We start from the raw sequence: 24,780 nt of genomic DNA on the forward strand, positions 1-24,780 counted from the left end.
ACTTGGATTAATTTATCAAGGACGTTATTTATGTTTAAAAAGAAACTTGGACTGTGCTCAGCAGCCGTAACTCTTGCTCTTTCTGCCCCAACTTTTGCGGCAGCCCCAGGGCAAGCGATCATCTCTTGGATGGAAACTGATTTTTCTATTATTGAGATCGATCAAGCAGCCACCTCATACAAAAGTCTGGTAACAGTAAAAGATTTTGCTGAAGTTCCTGTTACATGGGATCGTTGGTCTGGCGAGCCTGCTGAAAAATGGCGTGTGCTATTAAATGGTGTTGTTGTTCATGAAGAAAGTGTTTCTCCTGCGGCTTCACAAAAAGCGTCAACAACTCTACAGGTTCGTCAAGGCGGTCAGTATGAAATGACGGTGCAGCTTTGTAATGGTTCTGGTGCAGCAGAAGAATGTAGTACAAGTGCTGCAAAATCAATTGTTGTAGCAGATACGGATGGTAGTCACTTAGATCCTTTACCAATGAATGTCGATCCTGCAAATGGCAATTACACCACACCTGCGGGTATGGTTTCAGGCGCCTATTTTGTTGAATGGGGTGTTTATGGACGTAAATTTGCTGTAGACCAAATCCCCGCGCAAAACTTAACTCATATACTTTATGGTTTCATTCCAATTTGTGGCCCTAACCCATCATTAGGTGAAATTGAAAATGGAAACAGCCTAGCAGCTCTTAACCGTGCGTGTGCAGGTACTCCTGATTACGAAGTAGTTATTCATGATCCATGGGCAGCGGTTCAAATGCCACAACCACAATCTGGTCACGTTCATAGTACTCCTTATAAAGGAACTTACGGCCAAATGATGGCACTTAAGCAACGCTATCCAGACCTAAAAATTGTTCCATCGATTGGTGGCTGGACATTATCTGACCCTTTCTACGATTTTGTTGATAAATCAAAACGAGACATTTTTGTTGCTTCAGTTAAAAAGTTTCTTAAAACATGGAAGTTTTATGATGGTGTAGACATTGACTGGGAATTCCCTGGTGGCGACGGTGCAAGTGCTACTGGTGGTGACCCTCTAAATGACGGCCCTGCTTATGTTGCATTAATGCAAGAGCTAAGAGCAATGCTTGATGAATTAAGTGCTGAAACAGGAAAAACCTATGAATTAACATCAGCAATTGGTGCTGGTTATGACAAAATTGAAGATGTTGATTACGCTGCTGCATCTCAATATATGGATTACATCTTTGCAATGACATACGATTTCTTTGGCGGTTGGAATAATGTTGTTGGTCACCAAACTGCACTAAACTGTGGTTCTCATATGTCTCAAGGCGAATGTGATGGTACAGGTCTTGATGATAAAGGCGAACCTCGTAAAGGACCTGCTTATACAACCAGCAATGCAATTGACTTATTACTTGCTCAAGGTGTTGATGCTAAGAAGTTGGTTGTAGGTGCTGCTATGTATGCACGAGGTTGGACTGGTGTTACACGTGACAGCATGACCGATCCAACAAATCCAATGACAGGGGTTGGTAACGGTAAAGTGGCAGGTTCATGGGAAGCAGGCGTAATTGATTATAAAGACGTCGTTACTCGCTACATCAACAAAGCTGGCGTTGAAGTTGGTTATGATGAAGTAGCTCAAGCCGCTTACGCTTATGATCCAAGCAATGGCGATTTAGTTACTTATGACAATAAAAGATCGATTTTAGCTAAAGGGGACTATGTTCGTTCATTAGGCTTAGGCGGTCTATTTGCATGGGAAATCGATGCTGATAATGGTGACATTCTAAATGCAATGCAAGAAGGTCTTGCTGGTGATGGTACAGTTACGCCTCCTGCAAACAAAAAACCTGTCGCTAATGCTGGTGTAGATGTTTCAGTTATTGCACCTGCATCTGTACAACTTGACGGTTCATTATCCTCGGATAGCGATGGTTCGATTGTTTCTTATGCATGGACACAAGTTTCTGGACCTAATGTAACACTAATTGGCGCAGATTCAGTTAACCCAAGCTTTGCTACTGATACTTTTACTCAATCTGAAACACTTCAATTCACACTAACAGTGACAGATGATAAAGGTGCGACTGCATCTGATTCAGTCGCAGTATCAGTAACCGTTGAAGGAACAGAACCAGTAAATAACCCACCAGTAGCCGTTATTGTTGCTCCAACATCAGTAAATAAAGGCGACGTGGTTACACTTGATGCATCCACATCAACAGATGCAGACAGTGATCCATTAACATTCACATGGGTCGTTCCTGCAGGTGTTGATGCTAGTGTTGTTGGTTCTCAGGTTACCTTTACAGCGGCCTCTTACCCTGTCGACACACCTTTTGCTTTCTCTGTTACAGCAAATGATGGTCAAGCATCAGACACAGCAAGTGTTACTGTTACTGTACTTAAAGATGCTGGTGAACCACCAGTAACTTGTGATAACGCATGGGATGCTTCAGCAGTCTATACAGGTGGTGACCAAGTTTCTCAAGCTGGTAAAGTATGGGAAGCGAAATGGTGGACAAAAGGTGATGAACCATCAAAATCTGGTGAATGGGGAGTATGGAAAGAGGTAGGTATTTCTACTTGTAACTAATCCTTTCATTTAAAAATGAAAAGACCAAGTTCATTTATCTGAACTTGGTCTTTCTTTTCAAACCGTACAAGCTAATTAAGTAAACTCTATTTACCTAGCGCTTCTTTATAATGGCGTCGACATACTGAAACGTACAGCTCATTACCACCGATAGCAACTTGATCACCATCCGCAATAGCTACACCATGCTCATCCGTACGGATCACCATGTTTGCTTTACGTCCACAGTGACAAATGGTTTTTAATTCAACCAATTTATCAGCCCAAGAAAGTAAATATTTACTTCCCTCAAACAACTCTCCTAAAAAGTCAGTTCGTAAGCCATAACAAAGTGCTGGGATGTTTAATTTATCAACGACTTCTGTCAGTTGATATACTTGTTCTTTGGTTAAAAACTGACATTCATCAATTAAAACACAGTGAAGTTTTTCTGCTTCATGCAACTCTTTAATTGCATCGAATACATTCGTTTCTTTATTAAACAAGTGTGCTTCTGCATGTAAACCAATTCGAGAACTTACTTTACCAACACCATAACGATCATCAATCGCTGCTGTAAAAATAGCAGGATTCATACCGCGTTCTTGATAGTTAAATGATGATTGAAGAAGTGTTGTTGATTTCCCCGCATTCATTGCAGAGTAATAAAAATACATTTGTGCCACAAATGTGTCCTCTATTAAAGTTTAAAAATTTGGTAATAAAAAAGGCTGGAAATACCAGCCCTTTATATAAAACTGTTTGTATTACTTACGACGCCACGTTGTTCCTTCAGGGCCATCTTCTAATACAATATTTAATGCCGCAATCGCATCACGAGCGGCATCTGCTGCTGCCCAATCTTTTGCTGTACGAGCATCATTACGCGCTTTAATTAACGCTTCGATTTCCGCAACATCATCATTGCTGCTTCCACCTTGTAAGAATGCTTCAGGCTCTTGTGATAATAAACCCAATACATCTGCTAGTTCACGCATCAAAGCACCTAATTTAGACGCAGTGTCTAAATTTTCAGTTTTAAGACGGTTCACTTCGCGAGCCATTTCAAATAATACTGAATACGCTTCTGGTGTATTAAAATCATCATTCATCGCTGTAGAGAAGCGACCAACAAACTCTTCACCACCAGCAGGAGTCACTGATAAATCAAGACCACGTAGCGATGTGTATAAACGTTCTAGTGATGCACGAGCTTGATTTAGATTCTCTTCACTGTAGTTTAATTGGCTACGGTAGTGGCCAGACATTAAGAAGTAACGAACCGTTTCTGAATCGTAATGAGCAAGAACATCACGAATAGTAAAGAAATTACCTAACGACTTAGACATTTTCTCACGATCAACCATCACCATTCCACTGTGCATCCAAGTGTTTACGTATGGTGTATCATGTGCACAGCAAGATTGAGCAATTTCATTTTCATGGTGTGGGAACATTAGATCAGAACCACCACCATGAATATCGAAATGATCACCTAGAATAGATGAGTTCATCGCAGAACATTCAATGTGCCAACCTGGACGGCCTGGTCCCCATGGAGATTCCCATGTTGGTTCACCTGGTTTTGACATTTTCCATAAAACGAAATCCATACCACTACGTTTTACACTTGCTTCTTCTAATGTAACGCGAGAGCCTGCTTGAAGTTGTTCAAGATCTTGGCGAGAAAGACGACCATATTCATCGTATTTTTTCACTTCAAACATAACATCGCCATTCGATGCAACATAAGCAAAACCACGCTCAATTAATCGCTCAACTAATGCAACGATTTCTTTAATGTACTCTGTTGCACGAGGTTCTACATCTGGGCGTTTCATGTTTAACGCATCAAAATCAGCATGCATGTCAGCAATCAAACGCTCTGTTAATGCATCACATGTTTCGCCATTTTCAGCGGCACGTTTAATGATTTTGTCATCAATATCTGTGATGTTACGAACGAAAGTTAAGTCGTAACCAAGAAAACGTAAATAACGAGAAATCACATCAAAAGAGACAAATGTACGACCGTGGCCGATATGACACAAATCGTAAATGGTAACCCCACACACATACATACCGACTTTACCTTCGGTAATTGGCTTAAATTCTTCTTTTTGACGTGTAAGTGAGTTATATATTTTCAACATGCTCTTTTTTTACTCATTATTTGTTTAAAGGATATATATAAGCTATTAGACCTATATTAAGTGCTGATAGCAAGAAAATTCCCTGTAGATTCTGATTAATCTTAGGTAAAATCAAATTCTATTTAAATACAATTACAAAGGTAATTCCATGATCATCCTACATACATCATTTGGTGACATCACAGTTAAACTTCACGAAGACAAAGCACCAGCAACTTGTGCTAACTTCCTACAATACTGTAAAGATGGTTTCTACGACAACACTCTTTTCCACCGTGTAATTGATGGTTTTATGGTTCAAGGTGGCGGCATGACTTCAGGTCTTGAAGAAAAAACTGGCCGTGCAACTATCAAAAACGAAGCAAACAATGGCCTAAGCAACAAAGTAGGTACATTAGCGATGGCTCGTACTATGGAACCGCATTCTGCAAGTTCTCAATTCTTCATCAACGTTAACGACAACAAATTCCTAGATTTCAAATCTGAATCTCTAGATGGTTGGGGTTACTGTGTGTTTGCTGAAGTTGTTGAAGGCATGGACGTTGTAAACAAAATCAAAGGTGTTGCTACGGGCAACTACGGTTACGTACACCAAGATGTTCCTGTTGAAGAAGTATTCATCACAGGCACAACAATCACAGAATAATTCTGTTTTTTTGCCAGCTTTATTCGAAGCTGGCATTTTCTCATTACCAATAAAGTATTTATGACTATCTTATTTATTTCTGATCTTCACTTATCCCCTCTTCGCCCTGACATCACTGATTGTTTTATTGATTTTATGCAGAATGAAGCCATACATGCTGAAAAACTCTACGTATTAGGTGATTTATTTGAGTTTTGGATTGGTGATGATGATAATTCTCCATTTAATGTTTTAGTTAAAAATGAATTTAAAGCATTAACGAAAAAAGGAGTCAAATGTTACTTTATTCAAGGTAATAGAGACTTCCTGCTTAATAAACGCTTTTGTAAAGAAACGGGAGTTGAGCTTTTAGATGATCACACGGTTATCGACCTTGATGGTGAAAAAGTCCTTATTATGCACGGTGATACCTTGTGCATTGATGATATAAAATATCAAGAATTTAGAGCTAAAGTGCACAAACCATGGCTTCAATGGGTATTCAACCGAATTCCACTTTTCATTCGCCAGCGTATAGTAAAAAACGTTCAGGATAAGATTAAAGAGAAAAAACAAACTAAAACGCTATGCATCATGGATGTTACTCAAAGTGAAGTTGAACGTGTCATGCAAGAAGAAGGAGTTCAACGTCTTATTCATGGACATACTCACAGGCCAGATACACATACCTTTATTAGCAATGATAAAGAGATGACTCGCATAGTATTAGGCGACTGGTATAGCCAAGGTTCGATCCTTGAATATTCAGATAAAGTCTACTCACTTCACAAAAAAGAGTTTAAATAATTATTTTTAATCGTTTGCCTTTAAATGTCTCAAACAAGAAACATAGTTTTTTTACTGTAAAGCGTTTATTATGAGCGCAGTTCCGATTCAACACGCTGTAGAGAAAAGTTGTTATGTACACATATGTTGCTCGTCAACCAATCTTAGACCTAAGTAAAAATACGATTGGTTACGAATTATTATTTCGAGACGGTCCAAAAAACACTTTTCCACTTGTTGAAGCAGAAGAAGCAACGAGCCGACTCTTATCTGATCATTTTTTAAGCTCGTACTGCAATGCAACAAATGATAAATTAGGTTTTGTTAATTTTCCTCAACAAAGCCTACTAAATCTGGTTCCTACGCTTTTTAACCCTGATAACTTAGTGGTTGAAATACTGGAAGACTGTATTCCAAACCCTGAATTATTAGTAGCGATTAAACGCCTTGCAAAACTAGGTTACAAACTTGCTCTTGATGATTTTGAGCCAAACCCAGACTGGACCCCTTTTCTACCGTACATTGATATCATCAAGTTTGATATGCGTACAATGCCAATTCTGAAAGCAAAACTATTCATTCGTCATTGTGAAAAATACAATATTAAATTTTTAGCTGAGAAAGTAGAAACTTACGAAGAATTTGAGCAAGCAAAAGATGCTGGTTTTACTTATTTCCAAGGCTATTTTTTCAGTAAGCCTGAAATGCTTCAGCAACGAGCAATTCAACCAAATCAACTTGCAATTATTCAGTTGTATCAAGAGATCTCTGCACCTAGTGTTGATTTCAACACCGTAGAAAAATACATCACTCAAGATGTTTCACTTTCTTATAAACTGCTTCGCTTTGTTAATTCATCTTCGATTATTGACAAGCCGATCACTTCTTTTAAACAAGCATTAGTCTATTTAGGTGAAACTAAGCTTCGCCAATTTGTATCATTAGTCGCTGTGGCTCATGCAACCCAACACAAACCGCAATCTCTATACACCTTATCAATCCACCGTGCTAGATTATGTGAGTTAATCGTAACTAAAACGGATATTGAATTAGAGCCAAGCCAAGCTTTTTTAGTTGGTCTGTTTTCTTTACTTGAACCTTTACTAGATCAACCGCTTGAAACACTTATTCAGCATTTACCTATTTCTATTGAAATAAAACAAGCACTGACTGAGCGTAAAGGATTATTAGGAAAGCTGATATTAGCCATCGAAAGCTATGAAAAAGCAGATTGGAGTGTCGTTGCGGAATGCTGTCGAGTTCTAAATATTACAGAAAAAGAATTTACCGCTTGTTATAAAGAATCTGCCAAATGGGTAGATGAGATAGCAAAATAGAGACGTCTGAATATGTCAAAATCAAATCATTGCCCTTGCGGTACAAAAAAAAATTATTCTGTTTGTTGTGAGCCTATTCATAACAATCATTCACTAGCGATAACTCCTGAACTTTTAATGCGCTCTCGTTACAGTGCCCATGTTAAAGAATTAGTGCAGTATATTATTGATACCTACCACCCTTCTTGTAATGCGGAAGAGTTTAGAGAAGGTATTATTGACTCTGTTGAGTTGGATTGGCGTAAACTTAAAGTTATCTCTTCTTCATTATCAAAAGAAAATGCTAATGAAGGTTTTGTGACATTTAAAGCGACCTATTCAGAAGATGGCCAACTGCATCAATTGAAAGAATGCTCTCGCTTTGTCAAAGAAGATGGAAAATGGTTCTATATTGATGGCGATGTGGAATAAAAGACATAAAAAAACGAGAGCCTTTGCTCTCGTTTTTATTTTCAATGCTAATTTCTCAAATTAGAATTTTTTCGATATTAACGCAGCACCTGCAATAATACCTACACCAAGCAACATAATAGCGCCTTTACCACTATCAAATCCTGATGAAATCCCCATAAATGCAACAATTGCGATTGCTACAGGGATGATAAACTTAACTAAAACATACCATAGACCGAACAATGGGAATTTAACTTCACCACCGTTTGTTATCTCATCTTCCAGATCTTCTCGTTTCAATCTCCAACCCGCAAAGATACATACCAACATACCACCAACAGCTAAGAAGATCTTATCAGTTAACAAGTCAAAGATATCAAAAGCACCAGTATCAAATAATGTTGGTCCTACGCCACCTAAAGATAGAGAAGCAAAAATACATAAAATAGCCATTACCGAACTTGCTGTAATCACCGCTTTAACACGTGATAGTCCTTTTTCATCAATTAAGTACGCCACAACAACTTCTAATAGAGAAACAGAAGATGTCAGTGCTGCAACACTTAAACCAATAAAGAACATAAGAGCTAAAAGAAGACCAATAATGCCACCCATTTCAGCAAATAGTTGAGGCACAACTACAAATACAAGACCTGGGCCTGCTGTTGGAGCCATACCAAATGCAAACATTGCTGGGAACATTGCTACACCAGCAAGGATTGCGACACCGGTATCCATTGCTGTAACCATTGCTGTTGTTTGTACTAGATTTTCTTTTTTCTTCAAATAAGAACCGTACGTCATCATACAACCCATACCTAAAGATAATGAGAAGAAGGCTTGACCTAAAGCAGCCAAAATAACGTTACTATCAATTTTAGAAAAATCAGGACTAAATAAAAACTCAAGACCCGCCATTGAACCTGGAAGCATTAATCCTTTTACAGAAACAATAATCAGGATAATGAAAAGCAGTGGCATTAAGATTTTACCTGCTTTCTCGATCCCACCAGAAATACCTTTCATTACAATGACAATATTTAAAAACAGATAAAAAGCCATCCACATTAACGGTTGGATTGGATCAGAAATAAATCCACCAAAACTATCACCAATCGCTTCTGGAGCGCTTAATAATCCCGTGCCAACTTTGGCGATGTAAGCAATCGCCCATCCACCAACTACAGGATAGAAACCCATGATCAATAGACCACTTGTTACACCGATAACACCAGCAAAGGTCCAACGGCGATCAGTAGATTTAAAAGCACCTACGGCTGATTTTTGTGTTCGACGACCAATAGCAAACTCAGTCAACATCACACTAAAACCGATAAAAATAACGAAGAACAGATAGATAGCAACAAATGCACCACCACCATTATCTCCTGCTGTATATGGAAATTTCCAAATATTACCCAAACCAACAGCTGATCCTGCTGCTGCCATGACAAACCCTAATTTTGAACCCCAATTGTCGCGGGGCTTTGTAGAAGCGCTCATACCCACGTTTATCTCCAAACTATCCATGCTGTGTTAATAAATTTACGCCAAAAAAGTTGTGTACATATTTTTGTACATTCTAAAAATTTGGAATGGCGTACCATCAATTGCAAGTAAAACAGTTTAAGAATAAAATCGGAACCCCACAGTTGCATTTTTTTAACATATGACACCTTTTTGTGCCTTATGTGTTTACAATTTCATCAATAATTTTTATTTTGTAAATTTTTGCATTCCTATCTACTCTTTTCTTATCACTCCTGATTTAATAGAGATCCTCTTACTTTTTTCACTGATAGAGCGCTAATGGATAAATTTTATCAAGCACTTACGATTGTTAGCTTCGTTTTATATTGGCTTCTTGTAGCCGGCGTAACAATTCGTGTTGTTTTCAAACCAAGACCCGTAGGCGTATCATTAGCTTGGCTTATGATTATTTACATTCTTCCTGTTATTGGGGTCATGGCTTATTTTTTAATTGGTGAGCTTAACTTAGGTCGAACTCGTGGTGAACGTGCACGAGCTATGTTTACACCTTATGAACAATGGTTCGCACAAATTCACCATTGCCAATATCACCAACCACACTCGATTTCCCATCGAATCTCAGCAATTCACAATTTATGCTCTAATCGACTCGGGATCCCAGCATTAAGTGGCGATACACTCTCGCTATTAAATACCCCTTCAGAAATTCTCAATGCGATTATTTCTGATATAGAAAAAGCCGAACATGAAATAAATATGGAGTTTTATATTTGGCATCACGGTGGGTTGGCTGACAGCGTTGCCAGTGCATTAATTGGAGCAGCAAAACGAGGCGTAACAGTCAATGTATTGCTTGACTCTGCAGGTAGTATGGATTTCTTTAAAAGCCACTGGCCTAAATTACTCAAACAATCAGGTGTCAACATTGTAGAAGCACTAAGTGTTAGTCCATTTCGTATGTTCTTTCGACGCTTAGATTTACGCTTACATCGTAAAATTGTTGTGATTGATAACCGTATCGCTTATACCGGCTCAATGAACCTAGTTGATCCACAGTACTTCAAACAAAACTCAGGTGTTGGCCAATGGATTGACGTAATGGTTCGCCTTACAGGACCTAATGTCGCTATTTTAAATACTATTCATGCGTGGGATTGGGAAGTTGAAACGGGTATTCGCGAGCTACCTCATTTACCGGAATGCCCTGCCTCTATTGACCCATTTAATCATACAACTCAAGTGGTTCCTTCTGGCCCTGGTATGCCGGATGACATTATTCAGCAAGTGCTTATTACTGCTATTTGCCAAGCCAGAAAATCCATTACCATCACCACGCCGTATTTTGTGCCTAGTGAGATTTTATTGCACACCTTAAGAACCACAGCACACCGCGGCGTTGAAGTGAAACTCATATTGCCTAAGAAGAATGACTCATTAATGGTGAATTGGGCATCAAAATCTTTTTTTGAAACCCTCTTAAAAGCCGGAGTTCAAATACATGAATTTAATGGTGGTTTATTACATACAAAATCAGTCGTGATTGATGAAAGCCATTGTATTATTGGAACCGTAAACTTAGATATGCGCAGCTTCTGGCTCAACTTTGAAGTAAGTTTGATCGTCGATGATCCTGAGTTTACAAAACAATTATCATGGGTTTTAGATGGCTACCTAGAGCAATCAACTCAAGTCTGTTTTGATACATGGCGTCATAGAAGTTGGGGAAACCGCTTTACCGAACGATTCTTCTCCATGTTCAGCCCATTACTCTAAAAACACATAAAAAAAAGCCAGTAACTTCTTTACAAAGGTCACTGGCTTTTTAATGTTTACTTTGTTGTGGTATTTAACAAGATGGCTGTATTTAACGAATTCCGCTTAAAAACTCATGTCTTGTTGCTGGGTTTCTCTTAAAGATCCCACCAAGTGCAGTCGTTGTTGTACTACTTGTTGCATCCATTACGCCACGAGATTTAACGCAATAGTGCGTCGCTTCCATAGTAATCGCTACATCGTCGCTACCTAATAAGGTTTGTAAAGCCACAAGTATTTGTTGAGTCATGCGTTCTTGTACTTGTGGACGCTGAGCGAAAAATCGAACAATGCGGTTAATTTTAGATAATCCGATGATCTTTCCACGAGGAATATAAGCAACCGTCGCTTTACCATCAATGGTCACTAAGTGATGTTCGCAAGTACTGGTTAACGTAATATCATTAACACGCACCATCTCATCACAGTTCATCTTATTTTCAATCACTGTAATTTTAGGGAAATTGGCATAATCTAACCCAGAGAAAATCTCGTCCACATACATTTTTGCAATACGGTGTGGCGTTTCTTCTAAACTATCATCACTAAGATCAAGACTTAATAGGGTTAGGATCTCACGCATATGCTCTTCAATGCGCTCTTTTTTCTCTTCTCGACTAACACCATTTTCTTTCATTGGCGTCTCAAGACCACGTGCAACAAGGGCATCACGCACTAATATGGCTGATTCACTAAGTGATGACATCGTATACTCCAAAATTCCATAATCAATTGAACTTCGCTAAGGATACCTCCTCTATCAAATAAATACACCCTGATTTTACTAGGTCTATTAGATGTTAAAGGTCAAAATATGGTAATGTTCAATCATTATTACGATTAATGTAGAGAGTACCCTAATGGATTGCTGCGCAACTCAAGGTTTAATTCCAGTAGAAACCGCTTTAGAAACCTTATTATCTCAAGTTTCTCCGGTATCAAATACCCATTCTTTAGCTCTTGCTGATGCAATTGGCTTTGTATTAGCTGAAGATATTCGTTCTCCTATTAATGTTCCTCCATTTGCTAACTCGGCAATGGATGGCTATGCGGTACGTATTGCTGATTTAGAGCAGTCATTAACTTTACCTGTTGTTGGTAAATCTTTTGCAGGCATTCCTTTTGAAGGTGAATGGCAACCACAAAGCACTGTTCGTATTATGACTGGCGCTAAAATCCCTGAGGGTTGCGATGCTGTCATTATGCAAGAGCTAACCACTGAAACAGATGCAGGTATTACCTTCGAATTAAACTTTGCTGATGTAAAACCGCAAGCAAACATCCGCCCGATTGGCGACGATGTATCTCAAGGCCAAACTGTGCTAGCTAAAGGTCACCGTTTAACACCACGTGATATTCCGTTAATTGCATCATTAGGTATTAATGATATTCCCGTAGTAAATAAGCCAAAAGTCGCTTTCTTCTCAACTGGTGATGAACTTAAACCCCTTGGTCAACCACTAGAAGATGGTCAAATCTACGACAGTAATCGCTACGGTATTAAAGTATTAATTGAACGTTTTGGTTGCGAAGCGATCGATCTTGGTATTATCCCTGACTGCCCAGAAACACTAAAAGAAGTGTTCTTAAAAGCAGATAAAGAAGCCGATGTGGTTATTACGTCTGGCGGTGTAAGTGTTGGCGAGGCGGATTACACTAAAGATATTTTGGATGAATTAGGTCAAATCGGCTTTTGGAAATTAGCCATTAAACCGGGTAAACCTTTTGCTTTTGGTCAATTACCAAATTCTTACTTCTGCGGTTTACCTGGAAACCCAGTATCAGCAATGTTGACCATGTATGTACTTGTACAGCCAATGCTTGCAAAACTTGCGGGTCATACAAAATGGGAAGCGCCAAAATCAATTCCAGCAAAAGCAACGTCTGCATTTAAAAAACACCCTGGCCGTACTGACTACCAACGTGGCATTTATTCTATTAATGAACAAGGTCAATTTGAGGTATCGACGACCGGTAACCAAGGTTCTGGCGCCTTCAGTTCAATGAGTATTGCCAATTGCTTCGTCGTATTAGAACGTGAGCGTGGCCGTGTTGAAGCCGGTGAAACGGTTAACATCGAACTTTTCAACGCATCACTATACTAAGAGCTTATTCATGAGTGAATTAACTGATAATGAAATGCTTCGCTATAACCGTCAGATCATCTTACGTAATTTTGATTTTGATGGCCAAGAAGCATTAAAGGCAAGCTCTATACTTATTATTGGTGCCGGTGGCCTTGGTTGCGCATCCAGCCAATATTTAGCGGCGGCGGGTGTTGGTACTCTAACACTTGTTGATGATGACTGCGTTGAACTTTCAAACCTGCAACGTCAAGTATTGCACTGTGATGAGACTATCGGTGTAAAGAAAGTTATGTCAGCAAAAATGGCGTTAAATCGAATTAACCCCAACTGCCACATCAACACCGTAGATAAACGTCTATCTGATGACGAATTACGCTCATTAATTGCATCTCATGATCTAGTACTTGATGGTACTGATAATGTTGATACACGTAACCAATTAAACCGCTTATGCCACGAATCTAAGACACCATTGGTTTCTGGTGCAGCTATTCGTATGGAAGGCCAAGTAAGTGTTTATACTTATCAAGATGATGAACCTTGCTACCAATGCTTGAGCAGTTTATTTGGTCAACAAGCATTAACTTGTGTTGAAGCTGGAGTGATGTCACCTGTTGTGGGCATTATTGGTTCCGTTCAAGCACTAGAAGCGATAAAAGTATTAGCCAACTATGGTCAACCTTTAATCAGCAAACTTCTCATTTTAGATGCCCTATCGATGAATTGGCGTGAAATGAAGCTGGCTAAAATGCCTAATTGCTCTGTTTGTGGTCACTAAAAATACATTTAATTATTTATTTAAAGGCGGTAAACCTATTAAAAGTTACCGCCTTTTCTATTTTCAAACACCATAAATTCCCTAATAAAAACAAATACAAATATAATTCCCCTCTCTCAGAGCTGCAAGAATCAGAGCTAAATCTCTTCCCCATGTAATACACATTTAAGAAAAGTGAAATATAACTGTCACATAACTTTCCTAAAGTGACCTCGTCAACTTAATTACGGCATGAATGCCAGACAAAGGAAATGAAAATGAAAAAGTCAGTAATCGGCGCACTAGCAATTATTAGTTCAGTAGTAGCAGCACCAACTTTAGCAAAGGAAACCATTTCTGCAGTTGGTTCAAGCAGTGTAACTCCACTTATGGAAGTTTTTTCTGAAACATACATGAAAGAACATTCAAATGTATTTATCGAAGTTCAAGGCCCTGGCTCTTCAGCTGGTGTTAAAGCAGCAAAAAATGGTTCTGCTGATTTAGGAATGTCTTCTCGCAACTTAAAATCAGATGAGAAAGATCCTGCACTTAAAGAGCTTATTGTTGCTCACGACGGTATCGCTGTTGTTGTAAACCCAAATAACAAACTTAAGGGTCTAACATCAGAGCAAGTGACGGCTATCTATAAAGGTGAAGTTAAAAACTGGAAAGAAGTGGGTGGAGCAGACAAGCCTGTTGTTGTAATTACTCGTGATACGGCTTCTGGTACTCGTGGCGCATTTGAAGACATCATGAGCCTGAAGAAAAAAGTATCAGGCATGAAAGTATCAGCAATTTCACAACGAGCTCAAGTTGCTAACGGCAACGGTGCACTAAAAACAATGGTAGCAAGTAACCCATACGCAATTGGTTACATCTCTTTAGGTACTGTTGATAGTTCTGTACACGCACTAGCAATTGATAACGTAGAACCAAGTGTTGCTGACATCAAAAACGGCACTTACAAAGTATCTCGTCCATTCCTTGTTCTATACAAAGAAGGTAAACCATCAGCTGAAGCTCAAAAATTCCTTGATTGGATGACAGCTGAAACAGCTCAAAACCTTGTTGAAAAGAAAGGCTACATCTCAGTTAACTAATTTCTACCCTATTGCCTGACCTGCGAAGGTTGGGCATTTTTCCATTTCGAATTTTTCGACATGTGAGTATTTATTATGACCATCGCAATGAATAATCAAAGCACAGAAAATCAAGTAAAACCATCGAACAATCCACTACGAGAAAAAAAGCGCGTGGATTGGAGAGAACGTATTTTTCACGGTTTATTTTTAAGTTGTGCTGTTATTGGTATTGTTTCACTAGCGACTATCGCTTACTTCATCATTAAAGAAAGTATTCCTGCATTTCAACAAGCTGGTGTAAGCGGCATTGTATTAGGCCAAGATTGGCTACCACCGGCATTATATGGTGTATTCACCATGATCGTTGCATCAATTGTATCGACCTTTGGTGCGGTATTAGTTGGTGTTCCTGTCGGTATTTTAACGGCTATTTTTATTGCAGAAATAGCACCAAAACAAGTCGCTGATATTATTCGACCTGCCGTTGAACTATTAGCTGGTATACCATCGGTTGTATACGGCTTCTTTGGCCTAGTTATTATTGTTCCATTAATTCAAGACATATTCCAAGTCCCTGCAGGTAACACCATTCTTGCTGGTATTATCGTTCTTGGTGTAATGATTCTTCCTACTGTAATCACCGTATCAGAAACGTCTATTCGTGCTGTACCGTCAACATACAGAGAAGGCTCACTGGCACTTGGGGCTTCTAAAATATTCACTATTTTCCGTATTCTTCTTCCTGCCGCTCGTTCAGGTATCATGACAGGCGTTATTCTTGGTATCGCTCGTGCACTGGGTGAAACCATGGCAATCATCATGGTAATGGGTAACGCCCCAGCAATGCCTGAAGGAATTTTAGATTCAGCACGAACATTAACCGCAAACATCGCAATTGAAATGTCATACGCAAGTGGCATTCACGCCAACGCTCTGTACGCAACCGGTGTGGTATTGCTTGTATTTATCATGTCTCTTAATGGCATTCTTCTTTACTTAAACCGTGAAACGGCGAAATAAGATCATGAATAAATTAAAAAAACAGCGTCAAATAAAAGACCAAATTGCTTCAGGATTTATTTGGTTATCAGCTGCAATTACTGTAGGTTTCCTATTTTGGATTATCTGGTACATCCTTTCGAATGGCATGCAACACGTAAGTTGGTCATTCATTACAGATAACTACACTCGAACAGGTGAAGAGCACGGTATCTTCCCTATGATAGTTTCAACGTTATACATGGTACTTGCTTCAATTGCTGTTGCTGCACCACTTGGTATCATGACAGCTATTTACCTAACCGAATATGCAAAAGTAGGAAGCAAATTAGTTAAAGCGATCCGCTTCTGTACTGAATCGTTAGCTGGCATTCCATCGATTATCTTTGGTCTGTTTGGTATGACTTTCTTTGTCGGTATTTTAGGTCTTGGCTTCTCTATCTTATCTGGTGCTTTAACACTGAGTATTTTAATACTACCCGTTATCATTCGTACAACAGAAGAAGCGTTAATGGCTGTACCTCAAACATTTCGTGAAGGTTCATACGGACTTGGTGCATCAAAAATTTATACAATTTGGCGCTTAATTTTACCAAGTGCAATGCCAGGCATTTTGACTTCCGTTATTTTAAGTATTGGTCGTGTTATTGGTGAGTCTGCACCCGTGTTTTTGACCGCTGGTATGGTTGCACGTATTCCCGATTCATTACTGGATTCAGGACGTACACTAACAGTTCACCTTTATAAGCTAACCACTGAATTATTTACTATCGACGAGTGGAACCAAGCTTACGGAACGGCAACCGTACTTATCGTTCTTGTCCTTGTCATTAATATGCTAACCAAGCTATTGGCTCGAAAAATTAATAAAGCATCTTACTAAAATATAACGTTATCAAATTAAATCAGTCGCACGACAATAAGTTGCGGCTGATGAGGAAAATACAATGAACAAATTTAATATTGAAAATCTAGACCTTTTTTACGGACAAAACCAAGCGCTTAAAAACATCAACTTGCCAATTCCAGCAAAACAAGTAACGGCACTAATTGGCCCTTCTGGCTGTGGTAAATCAACATTGTTGCGTTGTTTAAACCGCATGAATGATTTGATTGAAGGCGTAAAAATCACAGGTCTTGTTAATCTTGATGGTAACGATATTTACGGAAACATTGATGTAGCAGATCTTCGTATCAAAGTAGGTATGGTATTCCAAAAAGCAAACCCATTCCCAATGAGCATTTACGAGAACGTTGCTTATGGCTTAAAAGCTCAAGGCGTAAAAGATAAGAAAGTGCTAGATGCAGTCGTTGAGAAATCATTACGTGGTGCTGCACTATGGGATGAAGTGAAAGATCGTCTTAAATCTCACGCTTTTGGTCTGTCTGGTGGTCAACAACAACGTCTTTGTATTGCTCGTACCATTGCAATGGAACCAGATGTCATCCTAATGGACGAACCAACCTCAGCTCTTGACCCAATTGCAACGCATAAAGTGGAAGAGTTAATGGAAACACTGAAGAAAGATTACACCATTGTTATCGTAACCCACTCAATGCAGCAAGCTCGTCGTATCTCAGATAAAACAGCCTTCTTCTTAATGGGTGAACTTGTTGAGCACGATGACACACAAATCATTTTCTCTAATCCAAAAGATGACCGTACACAAGGCTATGTTAACGGTGATTTTGGTTAATTAACACAAAGAATAATAACAAAGCGATGGAAACTCTTGCCCCTCTAGTTAGGGGCTTTTTTGTTGCAATCTAATATTTTTAATAAGAAAAAACTTAACTACTACAACTAATTATCAACATCTTTTATCTATTATATTTAAAACCAATATTTTTTGTTTTTTAGAAACTGGTTGTTTATATATAACCTTATGTAAAATATTTGAAATAAATGCTCTTTCCCATAAGTTAAAATTATTATAATCCAACAATATCGCGTCATTTATTTTTGTAAAAAAATCATTATCATTCATTATTTACCGTTATACTATTTAGAGCATAAATTTATTGATATAACATATTCTGTCTCTTTAATTTTCTTAAAATTTAAAATAACAATTCTATAAGACACCCCTCGATTCAATAATTCTCTTATTTCAACATTATTACAAAAACGTAAAGTAATAAAATATAAAAATCTTTAGTCATTAAATTGCTATTTTTAATTACATATATATTAACATCTTTTTTAATACTCATTACTGACAGTAACACCATATCTCCCATATCATAAGGTAAGTATTGATGTAACATATCGGATCTATAATTAGCAAGTGAATAAGACGTTCTATTATTAACTGTTGCACTACAAGAACTAATTAATAAAAATAAAATCACAGTGAAAAACAATTTATATAATACCATCTATATTACTGCTTCTTAGGTAATTCAAATCCTTTTATATTTTGAAAATTCTTATGTACAAATGATGAAGACATTGAAGATAACAATCCACTATAATCTAATTCAAATTTTACCTTTTGCCCTACAAATAATGGATATTTATTTGTTTCAACAACTAAATGATCACTTGTTGAAGACATTATATTTATACCTTCAGGAGCCTTAATTCCTGTTACAATTACATCTTGACGACCTAAAGCAATAATCGCTTGTAGTACTAAACCTCTATCGAAAATATCATCTTTTTCTCCAAAAGCATTATATCCCCTATCCCCCCAAGGTAGAGATGGTTTTATCTTTGATTCAATGACCTCTGCTGTCAAGGTTATAGCATCGGTAAATAGCCCCTTAATTGGTTTTTGATATAGAGAATCACATCCCAAGAATATTGACTCTCCGAGTCGAAGATGATTAATTCTTGTTTTATTTTTATTATTAAGAGCCCAATAAAGAGATGCAGAATTACCACCAGATATGATATCTAATTTAATATTAAACTTTTTTTCTAAACTATCTGCAAGATTTGATAACTGAGATATTTTTAATTTATTAGGAATAACACCATAACGACAGGCAAGGTTCATCCCTATTCCTTTAATAAGGATGTTTGGTAATTTTATTATTTTATAAAAAAAATCAAATAATTGATGAGGCATAACCCCTTCTCTAAGATCGCCAAGTTCTACCATAACAATCACTCCATGATTGACATTTAACTTACTAGCTTCTAATGAGAGTTTTTTTATTACTGAAACTTCAGTATTAAGACTAATATCACAATACTTAATTACACTTTTAACTTGACTAATCATTGGACTTCTAATCAAAATAGTTGGTATTTTGATTCCAGATGATTGTATTCTATCCATATTTTCAATACGAGAATCGGCTATCATATTCACGCCTGCATGTACTAACACATTAGTAATTATCGGATTACCCAAACATACTTTTGTTACTGGTGCTATTGATATCCCTTTTTTATATAACTTATTAATTAATGTCCGTGTATTAAGATAAATTTTAGTGCAATTAATATCTAACCGAGGGTAACTCATGTTTTTATTATCATGTTTTTTTCCAAATTTGGAAAAATAATTAACATCATTTTTAAAAAATCATCCGTAGGTTGATTTAAAGCATCAGTAACAGGAATATTCAATTGTTCTGAATACTCTTCAATAACAGCAGTAATTTCTTTCTGAGACATCCCTTCATGATTCAAAGTTAATCCGATAACAGACGTATTAGAAAATAATTCAATTAATTCAATTTCAGAAATAACAGATGGCATAAGCATTTCAGGGAAATCACTACGATGAAGTCGTTTAGGTGCATGCTGTAAAATCACACCGACCGGACAACTTCCTCGTAATATGAAAGCACTAGTAGAAAATGCCGGATGACTTAATGCACCTTGCCCCTCAATAATAATAAGATCTGGATTTTCTTTTTCATACGCTTCAACAATAACAGCTTCTAATTCACCCGCACAGAATTGAGAAGGTACAGCATCTAAAGCTACACTATAAGGAGCCCCTTGAATGATACCAGTCTGCCCTGTCGCAATCATAATAACTTTAAGCCCTTTCTCTTGTAATATTTTTGTTAAAATAGTTGCAGTTGTTCGCTTTCCTATCGCGCAATCCGTTCCCATAACAGCAATACGTGGACAAAGTACATTATGAATTTTACCACTAAATGATTGTAGCTCTTTTTTATCTTTAGGTTTTCGAACATCAATAACATGCACATTATAATTTTTACTAGCAGTTATAAATTTAGTATCTTCGCTTAAAAATTCATGTACTCCACTCACAATACTCATATGTAGTGACATTGCATAAAGCATAATTTCTTTTTCTAAATCAGTTAATATTCCATTAGAAGGCGCAATACCAAAAATGAAGTAATCAGGAAGATCTTTTGCAAGCACAATAGCTTCTTTAATATCTGAAACTATAGGAATACCATTTTTTTCATCTCCAAGAACCTCACCTGAATCTAAGCCTGCTTTTGTACTATCAATAACAGAAAGGATTCTATAGTTATGAGAATGTCTTATAAGACCATTGGCTGTTTTCCCATCAATATTTCCAAATTGACCTTCACAATAAATAATAGCGGTAGGCGTTATTGGGTTAACTTGAGTAAATAATAAATCGAATGGCTTAGATGTGGAGTCAATCTCATCAGTAGATTTTATTACTGTATGGTGTATGGAATTTATGGAGCATTGGTTTAGTTTTAACATAATGATGCCTAATAATTTAAGGCTTAGAAGGGCAACTAGCAGATGCCGAATGTCATATCGGAAAGAACAAGAGGTCCCTACTAAGCTGTAGGGAGGAAAGCACACAATAGCATATGCTACTTAAATAGCTACAATTAAAAAATATTTAATCCAACAATAGCTACAATTCAGTTACATGCCATCACCATAAATCAAAATAAACTGGTTATTACCCTCAGTAATAACAGAAACTTAGACACCTAAGAAATGTTTGCTATTTTGTTAATATATGTAACCAATTGGTTATACTTATGGACTTATCATATCAATTGTGAATAATAACTATAACTACATTGAAATTACGGATAATCATATGAAGTTATTGAGTTTTCTATTATTTATTTTCTTTTCTATTTCAGCTCATGCTGACAAGTCAGGGTATTACATAACGACTAACCTAGAAAATTCTTCTGTTACTTTTCTTGGCGTTCAAACCGATCTCGATCAAGGTTATAACATTAAAGGGGGTTATGACTTTCCTATCAGTGAAACCTTTTATATGTCCGTTGAATTAGAATACAACAACATGGGAGCCTTCGATTACGATTGGGCTGATGATAACGAATTTGCTAAAAGTCATATTGATGCACACTTCTTCGGCGCTAATCTGAAGTACCGAGCTTATGTTTTTGACTCCGACTTTTTCATCACCAGTATGTTTGGTTACGGTTATTATTATTTAGATATGGATGTTAACTTCTATCTAGAGGATGGTGGGAAAGGCTATATTGCAAATGGTTCTCAAAGCCGCAGTGCTCTTGGCTTATCTTATGGTTTTGAAGCCGGTTATGATTTTACTGAGCATCTTGCCCTAACTGTCGGTCACAATATTGCTAGAGCTATCATGGATGGCATTGGTTACGATTTTGGTACTTCATACCTAGGTTTAAGCTATAAATTCTAACTTTCTCCCGACATAACAAGTTGTTTGGATCATTTCATTCCATTTAAAATATGAGTACACTTGTTTTAATTATTACAACAGGTGTACTCCTATGAAAATACAATCTATTTTTGCTGCTAGCTTCTGTCTTCTTTCATCTATTTCAGCACATGCCGCTATTCAATTAACGATACCTGACGAAGTTGAACTGATTCTTGTTGATAACCAAGAAGTAAAGCTAGAGAGCTCATTCTTTTCTACTACGTCAACGCTTGATTTAGAAAATGGTAAACATCAAATTGTTTTTAGATATAATCCTGTATTCAAGCAAGGTAAAGATAACATCATTGTGTCAAGCGACATCATCGTCTCGACGTTTTCTGCAGAAGATAAACAAATAAGCTTTAAGTTCCCAACCTATAACTCTCCTGAAAAAGCCAAAGCATTTAATCATGATCTAAATTGGGAGTTAATAGATAAAAACAATAATAGTATTCCTTTCGCTCAGTCACAATTGATCTACAACGGAATGCAAGTTGGTCGAAATATTCAATTCGAAGTCGCAAAATTTAATACTACAGAGCACCCTGCAGCCTTTAAAGAAGGTATGCTTACCGTAACTCATAAAGAAATTAAAAATGAGCAAGGCGAAAATACAGCAGAACAAATGCTGCATTATTGGTATGAGAAAGCCGATCAAGCTACAAAAGAACGCTTCTTAAAATCAATTACTAATAAGTAAATTTATCCACATCAAAGGAATTGTATGGGTAAAAATGGACTTGGGTTTACCTTAATCGAACTCGTTATTGCAATTACTGTTATGGCAGTAATTGCAATTATCGCTATTCCAAAATTTTTTAGCTACACCTCAGAATCCTACGTTGCTCAAGCAGAAGGGATTGCTCAAAATTTTGAACAAAGTGTTCGATTAACCCAATATCGCTGGATTGCTAGTGGCAATTTACAGTCAGGAAATGATGTTCAAGGTTTTGCTAATGATCAGCTTGATGTAAACCTAAATGGCTTTCCTATTGGTATTAATAAAAACAATCCAATGGCACAACCAAATAATATTGGTAGAGGTAAGAAAGGGTGTAATGATCTTTGGAATACATTATTAAATGACCCACCTAGTGTATCCCACAAAAAAAAGGATGATGCTGATTTTCTATCAATACGTTATAGCAGTGAAGACAGTAGTTTTCAGGACGCTTGCTACTACATAAATAAGCATTACCAATACACAGCTGATCCGCTCACTTCTGGCATTGTTATTTCATATAACTCGACAACAGGCGAAGTTACTGTGATAACGCATTTATAAAAAAGGCTTATCAACTATGATAAGCCTTTCATTCTTAAAGTTAATATTACACTCTAAATTGCGACACCAATTGGTCTAATCGCTCACACTGCTCTGATAATAAAGCACAAGCGCTTTCTGATTGGTTTACCATTTCAACCATTTGACCGCTGTTGTCAGTAATTCGTTGAACGTTATTGTTAACATCTTCGCTCACTTGACTTTGTTGATTAGCCGCCGTTGCAATATGTGTATTCATATCGTTCATAACAATAATGGCATTGGTAATTTGAGCTAACGATTGAGATGCTTGGTGAGCTAACTCTATTGTCTCGACACCACTCTGATTACTCGCATTAATTGCCTGAACTGCTTCTTTTGCACCAAGTTGCAGGCGTTCAATCATTTTTTGAATTTCACCAGTACTATCTTGAGTCTTACTTGCTAACGCTCTTACTTCATCAGCAACAACCGCAAAACCTCGTCCTTGTTCGCCCGCTCGAGCTGCTTCAATCGCCGCATTAAGTGCTAACAAGTTGGTTTGCTCAGCAATGCCTTTAATCACATCTAAAATAGAAGCAATATTTGCAACATCAGTATCTAATGTTTGAATCACTTTGCCTGCTTGATTTATCTCATCCGCTAAGCTCTGAATTGAACCAACTGTTTGTTGAAGAATATTATCAGTAACCTCAGCTTCAGCTGTCGCTCCTTGACTCGCTTCTGCCGCGTCATTCGCATTTTCATTAACGGTAGCACTTGTTACTTGCATTTCATGTACTGCTGCTGCAACTACCTCACTCTCTTGTTGCTGATTCATCGAGAATTGAGCTACGTTTTGAGTTTGAGCTTTAATGCTTTCCATTTCAACACGAACGGCATTAGATGACACAATCACCTCTTGTACTGTGCCGTGAATTTTAGAAATAAATTGATTGAATGCTTGAGCTAATTTTCCTAGTTCATCAGTAGAATCAACGCTAATTCGTTTTGATAAATCACCTTCACCAGAAGCAACATCTGACATTGCACTTTCAAGTGAACGAATTGGTTTTACGATCCAATTAATCGATAGCCAAAGTGCTAACATAGCAACAATAATCGCACTAATCGCACCGACTTCAGATATCAATTTTCCTGCTTCAATACCATCTTGGCTTTGTTTTCTTAACTTAACTTGTTCAGCCATAATTAAACGACTGATTGATTTTAGCTGTTTTCTAATGACTTTAAATTGTTTCTCTAACTCTGCACTGTTTTGAACATAATAAGATTGAGCAGTTTCAGGACGCTCAAATAACGGTTCATAGAGCTGAATCCATCTTTGGGTTGCCGTTATCAAAACAGTCAATTCTGATGCCGTATTCATAGGCAGAATCTGGCTGTCATATAAATCTTGTACTTTTTTCATTCTAGGGATGGCTTTATACGCATTATCTTTGAATTCAAAAGTATGATGATCAATATCCGCTTGAGACTTTGACAACATAAGGCCTTGAGTTGCTGCGACAACTTGATAAAGATCACGATAGGCGTCTTCCAAATTATCATTAACAGGTTCAACGAACTCAATTAGTGTTTCATTTACTTCTGCTTGTTCGTTGAATTTGATCACACTTAAAAGTGATATAACACCAAATAGCAAAACAATAATAATAATTGGCATTGCTATTTTGTAACTGATTGATAAACGTCCAATTAGATTCATAACCTCTCCTTAAAGCAAACCAGTTCTAATTTTTCCGGATACTATCAGCAGAAAGCACTAAAATAAAACATAAACACCATGAATGCTTGATATAGATCTAATA

At 37.4% G+C, this 24,780-nt stretch carries 23 protein-coding genes; 15 read left to right on the forward strand and 8 right to left on the reverse strand.

Annotated features, from left to right (window positions below; genetic code table 11):
- Window positions 1-30 precede the first annotated feature (30 nt).
- Complete coding sequence (locus AVFI_RS08450) at window positions 31-2,568, forward strand: glycosyl hydrolase family 18 protein (RefSeq protein ID WP_054775951.1); 2,538 nt, start codon at window positions 31-33, stop codon at window positions 2,566-2,568.
- Window positions 2,569-2,654: 86 nt separating this feature from the next.
- On the opposite strand, the gene AVFI_RS08455 is transcribed toward AVFI_RS08450, so the two are convergent.
- Together AVFI_RS08455 and cysS are read right to left on the reverse strand one after the other, a co-directional pair.
- Window positions 2,655-3,233 (reverse strand): thymidine kinase, encoded by a 579-nt coding sequence (locus AVFI_RS08455; protein ID WP_011262167.1) that lies wholly within the window; start codon window positions 3,231-3,233, stop codon window positions 2,655-2,657.
- Between the two features lie 81 nt (window positions 3,234-3,314).
- Complete coding sequence (gene cysS, locus AVFI_RS08460; RefSeq protein ID WP_054775950.1) at window positions 3,315-4,700, reverse strand: cysteine--tRNA ligase; 1,386 nt, start codon at window positions 4,698-4,700, stop codon at window positions 3,315-3,317.
- A 148-nt stretch (window positions 4,701-4,848) separates the two neighbouring features.
- Between cysS and AVFI_RS08465 the strand changes: the two genes are divergently transcribed.
- The 4 genes from AVFI_RS08465 (at window position 4,849) to AVFI_RS08480 (ending at window position 7,859) form a co-directional block, all read left to right on the forward strand.
- Window positions 4,849-5,346, forward strand: a complete 498-nt coding sequence (locus tag AVFI_RS08465) for a peptidylprolyl isomerase (protein WP_005419869.1) — start codon at window positions 4,849-4,851, stop codon at window positions 5,344-5,346.
- 60 nt (window positions 5,347-5,406) lie between these two features.
- Entirely contained in the window at window positions 5,407-6,132 is a 726-nt protein-coding gene (gene lpxH, locus AVFI_RS08470) for a UDP-2,3-diacylglucosamine diphosphatase (protein WP_065598082.1), read from the forward strand.
- A gap of 113 nt (window positions 6,133-6,245) precedes the next feature.
- Entirely contained in the window at window positions 6,246-7,448 is a 1,203-nt protein-coding gene (locus tag AVFI_RS08475) for an EAL and HDOD domain-containing protein (RefSeq protein WP_188863772.1), read from the forward strand.
- A 12-nt stretch (window positions 7,449-7,460) separates the two neighbouring features.
- Window positions 7,461-7,859: a YchJ family protein gene (locus AVFI_RS08480; RefSeq protein ID WP_054775949.1), complete on the forward strand. Its 399-nt coding sequence runs from the start codon at window positions 7,461-7,463 to the stop codon at window positions 7,857-7,859.
- A 60-nt stretch (window positions 7,860-7,919) separates the two neighbouring features.
- On the opposite strand, the gene AVFI_RS08485 is transcribed toward AVFI_RS08480, so the two are convergent.
- A complete protein-coding gene (locus AVFI_RS08485; protein WP_041941415.1) occupies window positions 7,920-9,344 on the reverse strand; it encodes a sodium-dependent transporter in 1,425 nt (474 codons plus the stop codon).
- Between the two features lie 306 nt (window positions 9,345-9,650).
- Here AVFI_RS08485 and cls point away from each other — a divergent pair, with 306 nt between their 5' ends.
- Entirely contained in the window at window positions 9,651-11,105 is a 1,455-nt protein-coding gene (cls, locus tag AVFI_RS08490; protein WP_005419878.1) for a cardiolipin synthase, read from the forward strand.
- 91 nt (window positions 11,106-11,196) lie between these two features.
- Here the strand turns inward: cls and folE are convergent, their stop codons facing one another.
- Complete coding sequence (gene folE / locus AVFI_RS08495) at window positions 11,197-11,850, reverse strand: GTP cyclohydrolase I FolE (protein ID WP_005419880.1); 654 nt, start codon at window positions 11,848-11,850, stop codon at window positions 11,197-11,199.
- Between the two features lie 154 nt (window positions 11,851-12,004).
- Here folE and moeA point away from each other — a divergent pair, with 154 nt between their 5' ends.
- The 6 genes from moeA to pstB all read left to right on the forward strand — a co-directional run bounded on the left by moeA (window position 12,005) and on the right by pstB (window position 17,766).
- Entirely contained in the window at window positions 12,005-13,249 is a 1,245-nt protein-coding gene (moeA, locus tag AVFI_RS08500; RefSeq protein ID WP_188863773.1) for a molybdopterin molybdotransferase MoeA, read from the forward strand.
- 10 nt (window positions 13,250-13,259) lie between these two features.
- Window positions 13,260-14,009, forward strand: a complete 750-nt coding sequence (gene moeB, locus AVFI_RS08505; protein ID WP_054775947.1) for a molybdopterin-synthase adenylyltransferase MoeB — start codon at window positions 13,260-13,262, stop codon at window positions 14,007-14,009.
- Window positions 14,010-14,266: 257 nt separating this feature from the next.
- Complete coding sequence (locus tag AVFI_RS08510) at window positions 14,267-15,088, forward strand: phosphate ABC transporter substrate-binding protein (protein ID WP_017019751.1); 822 nt, start codon at window positions 14,267-14,269, stop codon at window positions 15,086-15,088.
- 75 nt (window positions 15,089-15,163) lie between these two features.
- The gene (gene pstC, locus AVFI_RS08515; RefSeq protein ID WP_011262177.1) at window positions 15,164-16,090 is read left to right on the forward strand and encodes a phosphate ABC transporter permease subunit PstC; all 927 of its coding nucleotides are present in this window, start codon (window positions 15,164-15,166) and stop codon (window positions 16,088-16,090) included.
- 4 nt (window positions 16,091-16,094) lie between these two features.
- Window positions 16,095-16,952: a phosphate ABC transporter permease PstA gene (gene pstA / locus AVFI_RS08520; RefSeq protein ID WP_005419891.1), complete on the forward strand. Its 858-nt coding sequence runs from the start codon at window positions 16,095-16,097 to the stop codon at window positions 16,950-16,952.
- Window positions 16,953-17,016: 64 nt separating this feature from the next.
- Window positions 17,017-17,766, forward strand: coding sequence for a phosphate ABC transporter ATP-binding protein PstB (gene pstB / locus AVFI_RS08525; protein ID WP_005419893.1), 750 nt, complete (start codon window positions 17,017-17,019; stop codon window positions 17,764-17,766).
- A gap of 305 nt (window positions 17,767-18,071) precedes the next feature.
- On the opposite strand, the gene AVFI_RS20475 is transcribed toward pstB, so the two are convergent.
- From AVFI_RS20475 to AVFI_RS08535, 3 genes are all read right to left on the reverse strand, one after another.
- Entirely contained in the window at window positions 18,072-18,155 is an 84-nt protein-coding gene (locus AVFI_RS20475; protein WP_408580439.1) for a hypothetical protein, read from the reverse strand.
- Window positions 18,156-18,453: 298 nt separating this feature from the next.
- Window positions 18,454-19,545 carry an alanine/ornithine racemase family PLP-dependent enzyme gene (locus AVFI_RS08530; RefSeq protein WP_081301956.1) on the reverse strand — a complete coding sequence of 364 codons (1,092 nt, stop codon included), beginning with the start codon at window positions 19,543-19,545 and terminating at the stop codon, window positions 18,454-18,456.
- A complete protein-coding gene (locus AVFI_RS08535; RefSeq protein WP_017019747.1) occupies window positions 19,542-20,741 on the reverse strand; it encodes a DUF1611 domain-containing protein in 1,200 nt (399 codons plus the stop codon). Before AVFI_RS08535 ends, AVFI_RS08530 begins: the two co-directional genes overlap by 4 nt.
- Window positions 20,742-21,093: 352 nt before the next feature.
- Between AVFI_RS08535 and AVFI_RS08540 the strand changes: the two genes are divergently transcribed.
- From AVFI_RS08540 to AVFI_RS08550, 3 genes are all read left to right on the forward strand, one after another.
- The gene (locus AVFI_RS08540) at window positions 21,094-21,684 is read left to right on the forward strand and encodes a porin family protein (RefSeq protein ID WP_012533752.1); all 591 of its coding nucleotides are present in this window, start codon (window positions 21,094-21,096) and stop codon (window positions 21,682-21,684) included.
- A 91-nt stretch (window positions 21,685-21,775) separates the two neighbouring features.
- Window positions 21,776-22,405, forward strand: a complete 630-nt coding sequence (locus tag AVFI_RS08545; protein WP_054775945.1) for a YccT family protein — start codon at window positions 21,776-21,778, stop codon at window positions 22,403-22,405.
- A 24-nt stretch (window positions 22,406-22,429) separates the two neighbouring features.
- Window positions 22,430-22,990, forward strand: coding sequence for a type II secretion system protein (locus AVFI_RS08550; protein WP_065623209.1), 561 nt, complete (start codon window positions 22,430-22,432; stop codon window positions 22,988-22,990).
- 46 nt (window positions 22,991-23,036) lie between these two features.
- Here the strand turns inward: AVFI_RS08550 and AVFI_RS08555 are convergent, their stop codons facing one another.
- The gene (locus AVFI_RS08555; RefSeq protein WP_188863774.1) at window positions 23,037-24,677 is read right to left on the reverse strand and encodes a methyl-accepting chemotaxis protein; all 1,641 of its coding nucleotides are present in this window, start codon (window positions 24,675-24,677) and stop codon (window positions 23,037-23,039) included.
- Between the last annotated feature and the right edge of the window lie 103 nt (window positions 24,678-24,780).

The sequence above is a fragment of the Aliivibrio fischeri ATCC 7744 = JCM 18803 = DSM 507 genome, from assembly GCF_023983475.1.
GTDB classification, from domain to species: domain Bacteria; phylum Pseudomonadota; class Gammaproteobacteria; order Enterobacterales; family Vibrionaceae; genus Aliivibrio; species Aliivibrio fischeri.